The following is a 5,740-nucleotide window of genomic DNA, read 5'->3' on the forward strand; positions in this document are numbered from 1 at the left end:
GCCCAAAGTTCCTGAATTTTGGTGTTCTTTTTTTCTCAAACACAAAATTACTAATTTTGGGGAACTTTTACTTCTCTAAAAAGTTTAAACAGCTTCATTTTTTCTTCTATTTTCACTATTCACTTTTTATCCTAAAGAACAGTGTTTGCAAGGGAGCAATAGCTACCCTCATATGTCCATAGCCTCCTTCCCGATGGAAGTGGGTTGGTACCTCCCCATAGAGCTGGTCTGTCAAGGGATAAGTGCCATCGGGCAAATCCCATGTGGAGAGCAGTTCAGGAGGTATTTGTAGTTCGAAGCCAAAACCATCTTGCTTGCTAAAATTTGCAATGACAAGCCATTTTTCTTGTACTGTTTCGCGAACAAAGCTATAGACCTTGTCATTATAATAAGGGGTATGTGCTCGGTTATACTGATGTATATTACGGAAAGCCCCTGCTATAGGCAGGTTGAGCAATCGGCAATAATACTCCCTTAGGGCGGCCTCTTCAGGGGTAAGGGCGCCCCCATCATAGCGCTTGCCATTGACCCAACGCTGATGGGCAGGTACTCCTATATAATCAAAAATAGAGGTACGAGTAGGCGAGCCAAAACCTGCGTTCTCTCGTGCTGCCTCCCCTACTTCCTGACCAAAATAGACCATCACCGAAGCCTCATTAAGGTGGGCACTTACAGCCATCGCAGGCAAGGCGTATCGGGGATCGCGAGCAAAGCCCTCACTGGCGATACGCTGTTCGTCATGGTTTTCCATAAAATGAAGCAGCTGCGGCCAAATATCTGAAAGGGTATCTTGCGTCCAGTCAATTCTATCGGTGGAGTGCTCGTAGCAGATAATGTCCTTCAGCGTATCGTACAGCCCTACCTTATTATAGAGGGCATCCATCTTCCCTATATGTAAGTAAGGGCGATAGCTCTCCGGATGGTAGATCTCGGCCATAAGGAAGGCATCAGGGCGCCTACTTTTGATAAAGGCATTCAGGTAGCTCCAGAACTCCACCGGCACCATCTCGGCCATATCATAACGGAAGCCATCCACACCCAAGTCAAGCCAATAAGCGGCTATCTCTTTGAACTTCTTCCAGGTATCAGGCACCAACTTGCTCTGCCAAAAGGCATAATGTGCCCCTACATCCCAAAGTGCCATCTCTGGGGGAAGTGCCTCGAAGTCCTTATGCCCATCGGGAGCCACGCCATAGTTGAGCTTGACCGTCTCATACCAATCGGTCAGGGCAGGGCTGCTGCTACGGCTATTCCCCGTCCACTTAGCCGGATATTCCTTATAGGGGTTTTGTGTCAGCTGCCTAAGTGCAGCCTCTTCGGGTGTATAGCCTATGGTGGTAGAAGGGAGCGAAAGGAACTCCCCTATATTATAGTAGAAATTATTGTCTGGGCTGTAGCCCACTTGGGTGTTGTCCTGAGCGCCGAAATCCTGTACTCCCTTAGGCTTACTGATGGAGTGATAGCAGCGTGCCACATGATTCGGCACAATATCAATAATGACCTTCATACCATGGTAATGGATACGCGCCACCAAGGCTGCAAACTCAGCCAGACGTTGCGTAGGCTCATCCGCCAAATCCGGATTGACATTGTAGTAATCCTTCACCGCATAGGGAGAACCCGCCCGCCCCTTGACCAAATAGGGCACATCATTGGGCACCCCTATGTCGGTATAGTCCCCCACCAAAGCATGATGAAGCACTCCTGTAAGCCACACATGAGTGGTACCCAGCTGCTTGATACCCTCCAAGGCTGCATCGGTAAGGTCGGAGAACTTCCCTACCCCATTTTCTTGCTTTGTCCCATAAGGAACATTTCGGGTACAGGTATTGCCAAAAAGGCGCACCAGTACTTGATAAATAACTGTTTTCATTTTCAGTTGTTAGTTTTTAGTTTTTAGTGGTTAGTCTTTTACTCCCACTAAAGCTATCCAATACCATTATAGGCTTAAAAAACGCTTATCTCTATGGTAAATAAAGGGAAATAATAAGGCAGTTTTTTGTATTGTATTGATTAGTAAGTTGTCGAAATTTTAACAACACATCTGATACATTACCGTTTCATTCTATCCAGACACTTTTTCCTATACTCTCTAAACGGATTACTTCTTCTTTTGTTATCTTTTTACAACTTATAAATTCTATATAATGTATATTAGGACATTGATTAATAACAGAATATGTATCTGAAATTTCAGGACAATAATGCATTTTTAATCTTTCTAAATGTTTACATTCTTCAAGTCCTTCAAGAGAGACTATTTTTGAAGATGTAAGTTTTAATTTTGTAATATTTTTTAGAGGAGAAATAGCTCTACAATCTTTCTCATTCAGCTTATGCAAGCAAAGATTGTCTAAATTTAATAAAGAGGTGATATTTTTTATATTATGAAATTCGGCCAATACTACTTTTAGCAAAGGAAAAGTTGATAGATCTAAAATAGTATTATTTTCAGGATACCATCTTAGATATTGAAGGTCTGACAAATAATACATACCCTCTATATTAGACTTCATTTTTAAAGCACACAACCACTCTAAGCGTTTTAAAAAAGAAAACTCTTTTAAAAAAGATAGATCTATTTGAAGTTTTTTTTCATAATTTGAATAGACCATAAAAGAATACAACTCATTTTCTTTTAGTAAGTTCAAGCATTTATCCCACGAAGGAAGTGAACCATCATCAAAAATTTCAGCTCGAAGATAATCTAACTCTAATTCCTCATAGCTATATGTATGTTTGATTTTATATCTGTCCATTTTTTTATTCTATTTAGTTGGACAATTATTTTGCCCCGCTGGCGCAAGCTTGCAGCTTGTGCTCAATTCAAAATTCAGAATTCATAATTCCCTTTACTCTATTCTATTTAGAGCGCATTATAGGCTTTAGAAACGTTTATCTCTATGGTGAGTAAAGAAAATAAGGTTTTAGTCATTTTGTATTTTACTAATAGTTAAGTTATTGTGCTTTTAACAACATATCTGATACATTACCAATATTGTTCAAATTATTAAAGTACTTTTCTAATATTGTAATGTTGTCATATTTTTGAGTACGATCTGTGTAAGCAAACCACTTATCAGCTAAATCATCAAATAATCGTTTACCTAAATTTGTTAAATCACTTTCTTTGATGACTGTGTCAATGTTTAAATTACCTTCTTCATCAAAAGGATTTTTATGTAAGAGCCCTTTTTTATAGCTAAGTTGAAGCAAGTTTCTACAAGCAATAAGTGTATTGTCCTTATCAACTTGTCTTATATATGCTCCTGCTAGTATTCTTACATTTAATAATACTATATCTTTCATATTTTATTTATTTCATTCTAATTATTTGTGTTGATACTTGTGATACATCAATAAGATTACCATTTTTATCTTTTACAAAAGTACCTCCACTATACCTAATTGCATTTTTTTTCTACTTTGTCGTATTTTATCTGCTGTCTTACTTGTAACTTCATAGACTTTATGGCATTACCTTTATCATCTAATATAATAAAATCAATACGTCTTTCTGTTCCTCCCCCCTGCTGGAGCAAGCTTGCAGCTTGTGCCCAATTCAAAATTCATAATTCCCCTCGCACTATTTAGAGTGCATTATAGGCTTGAAAAACGCTTTTCTCTATGGTGGGTAAAAGAAAAATAGCAGGGCAATTCTTTTGTATTGTATTGATTAGTAAGTTGTTGAAATTTTAACAACACATCTGATACATTACCAAATTTCTCCATTCTTATTCACATAGACTATTTCTCCTTTTAATTTGCAAAACCATTTAAATAAAGTTAAAGCCCCATATGGGTTTTTTATAACAATTCCCTCCGAAAAAATAAAAGAGGGGTCTCCTTTATCATCTGTATCATCTGTATAAAGATATACATACATTCCTTCTTTCAAGGTAATTTTCTTCCCTGAATAATCTATAACAAAGTCCTCTCTTGATAGTTTGACAACATCATTATCAACAATCCGATCATTATCTATATCCACCTTAATTCTACTGTCTATTGGTTTCATTTCAAATAATTATAATTTAAATTAAGGATATCCTCTTTTATCACCCGCTGGCGCAAGTCACATACTCGCTTCCAAGTTTCAGCGACTTTAGCTTGTGCCCAATTCACAATTCACAATTCAAATTCCCTTCGCACTATTTAGAATGCTTTATAGGTTTGAAAAACACTTATCTCTATGATGGGTAAAGGAATATAGTGGGGCAGTTCTTTTGTATTGTATTGATTTTTAATGTGATAAAATTTTGATAGCGCATCTAAAACATTAACCTTATCCTATTATAACAATGATTTTATATACAAATTCTTTGCTGTCTCTTCCCCTTTTATAATATCTAAAAGTTCATCCCTTTGTTTTCTATACTTTATATTACCATATTGATAGAGGAAGAAATAAGGAGTTTTATTCTTATACCCATACAAATCAAATAAATCTAAACATTCCTTTTCTGTAAAGTTTTCAGCATAACTAATATGTAAAAAATACCTTTTCCAAAAATGTAATTCAATATCTTTAGGATATTTCTCTATTCCTAAATCTAATACTTTTAGGAACTCTTCTCCTCCTTTTTTTACCCAATATTCTGGGATATTATTAGGGATTGTAAATTCATACAATTCAAAAGCAAAACTCCAATATAGGAAACTCAAATTAATATAATAATCAGGTATAACACCATCTTCTCTAATAAGAGTTTCATAAGCATCTACAGCTTTTATATATTCTTTCTTTATATCATAAATAATTGCCATTATTTCCATATATTTCATTTTGGTTCTTTATTAACCCCCGCTGGTGCAAGCTTACAGCTCGTACCCCGTGTGGCTCACACCCCATAGCTCCCATAATCGCCCGCGCTTTCCCAATTCAAAATTCATAATTTGCCAATTCCCCTCGCACTATTTAGAGCATATTATTAGGTTTTAGCCATTTTGTATTTTACTAATAGTTAAGTTGTTGTAGTTTTAACAATACATCTGAAAGATTACCCACACATTGGATATTACTAAAAGACACTATCAAGGTATTTCTTAATATACCTCTCCGCTACTTTTCTCCTCCAAGGTACCTTCTCTTTAGATAAGATCTTTTGTACTTTATCTACATAATTGAAATTCTTTAGTATGGTTAGTTCATCTATAGCAAAAGGATATAATTGCTCATCATCTAATAGGGTAGCTAAACAAGTTTCTATATTAGAATTATTCTTAAAATAATGAAGTAACATTACAAAACTTTCTCTACCTCTCCCAAATCTATCTTCTACTATTATCTTCAATAGTTCTTCTGATAAAGTATCTGTAAGATTTTTTTTCTCTATTTTTTTTCTTTTTATATTGTCAATAATTTCAGAACCAATCATCCATATTTCTCTCTCAAAAAATTTTAGCTGACCTTTATCATCTGAATTGAAATATTTATCATAGTATAAATTACAAGAATTATAAAGATAGTCCTTCTCTTGAATTTTATTGATATTTATTCTATTCATTGTTACAATCTGATTTTTTTCTTATTCAAATTCTTTTTTTCTAATTTTATTTTTCCTTTGTCAATTTCCTCTTGAAGCTTTTTTGAAATTTGAGTTCTATCATCAACAATTAAGATTACTATACCTTTCTGATTATCTCTATTCACATATTCTAAATCACTTTTTTCTTTGTATTTTGCTGATTGTAAGGTTGTTATAATTTTAACAACACATCTGATACATTACCTATAATA

6 protein-coding genes are annotated in these 5,740 nt (G+C 35.2%); all 6 read right to left on the reverse strand.

Annotated features, from left to right (window positions below; genetic code table 11):
- Positions 1-115 precede the first annotated feature (115 nt).
- The 6 genes from HMPREF1551_RS06235 to HMPREF1551_RS06260 all read right to left on the reverse strand — a co-directional run bounded on the left by HMPREF1551_RS06235 (position 116) and on the right by HMPREF1551_RS06260 (position 5,507).
- Positions 116-1,873 carry an alpha-amylase family glycosyl hydrolase gene (locus HMPREF1551_RS06235; protein WP_021628224.1) on the reverse strand — a complete coding sequence of 586 codons (1,758 nt, stop codon included), beginning with the start codon at positions 1,871-1,873 and terminating at the stop codon, positions 116-118.
- A 187-nt stretch (positions 1,874-2,060) separates the two neighbouring features.
- Positions 2,061-2,759, reverse strand: a complete 699-nt coding sequence (locus HMPREF1551_RS13935; RefSeq protein WP_021628225.1) for a hypothetical protein — start codon at positions 2,757-2,759, stop codon at positions 2,061-2,063.
- A 199-nt stretch (positions 2,760-2,958) separates the two neighbouring features.
- Positions 2,959-3,309, reverse strand: a complete 351-nt coding sequence (locus tag HMPREF1551_RS06245) for a hypothetical protein (protein ID WP_021628226.1) — start codon at positions 3,307-3,309, stop codon at positions 2,959-2,961.
- A 406-nt stretch (positions 3,310-3,715) separates the two neighbouring features.
- A complete protein-coding gene (locus HMPREF1551_RS06250) occupies positions 3,716-4,018 on the reverse strand; it encodes a hypothetical protein (RefSeq protein WP_021628229.1) in 303 nt (100 codons plus the stop codon).
- Positions 4,019-4,293: 275 nt separating this feature from the next.
- Positions 4,294-4,785 (reverse strand): hypothetical protein, encoded by a 492-nt coding sequence (locus tag HMPREF1551_RS06255; RefSeq protein ID WP_021628230.1) that lies wholly within the window; start codon positions 4,783-4,785, stop codon positions 4,294-4,296.
- A 236-nt stretch (positions 4,786-5,021) separates the two neighbouring features.
- The gene (locus HMPREF1551_RS06260; protein WP_021628231.1) at positions 5,022-5,507 is read right to left on the reverse strand and encodes a hypothetical protein; all 486 of its coding nucleotides are present in this window, start codon (positions 5,505-5,507) and stop codon (positions 5,022-5,024) included.
- Positions 5,508-5,740 lie beyond the last annotated feature (233 nt).

Source organism: Capnocytophaga sp. oral taxon 863 str. F0517 (genome assembly GCF_000466425.1).
Classification (GTDB): domain Bacteria; phylum Bacteroidota; class Bacteroidia; order Flavobacteriales; family Flavobacteriaceae; genus Capnocytophaga.

Bases quoted from the DNA above. Each gene is read 5' to 3' on its own strand.
- HMPREF1551_RS06235 (WP_021628224.1), bottom strand. From the start codon at position 1,873: ATGAAAACAGTTATTTATCAAGTACTGGTGCGCCTTTTTGGCAATACC.
- HMPREF1551_RS13935 (WP_021628225.1), bottom strand. From the start codon at position 2,759: ATGGACAGATATAAAATCAAACATACATATAGCTATGAGGAATTAGAG.
- HMPREF1551_RS06245 (WP_021628226.1), bottom strand. From the start codon at position 3,309: ATGAAAGATATAGTATTATTAAATGTAAGAATACTAGCAGGAGCATAT.
- HMPREF1551_RS06250 (WP_021628229.1), bottom strand. From the start codon at position 4,018: ATGAAACCAATAGACAGTAGAATTAAGGTGGATATAGATAATGATCGG.
- HMPREF1551_RS06255 (WP_021628230.1), bottom strand. From the start codon at position 4,785: ATGAAATATATGGAAATAATGGCAATTATTTATGATATAAAGAAAGAA.
- HMPREF1551_RS06260 (WP_021628231.1), bottom strand. From the start codon at position 5,507: ATGAATAGAATAAATATCAATAAAATTCAAGAGAAGGACTATCTTTAT.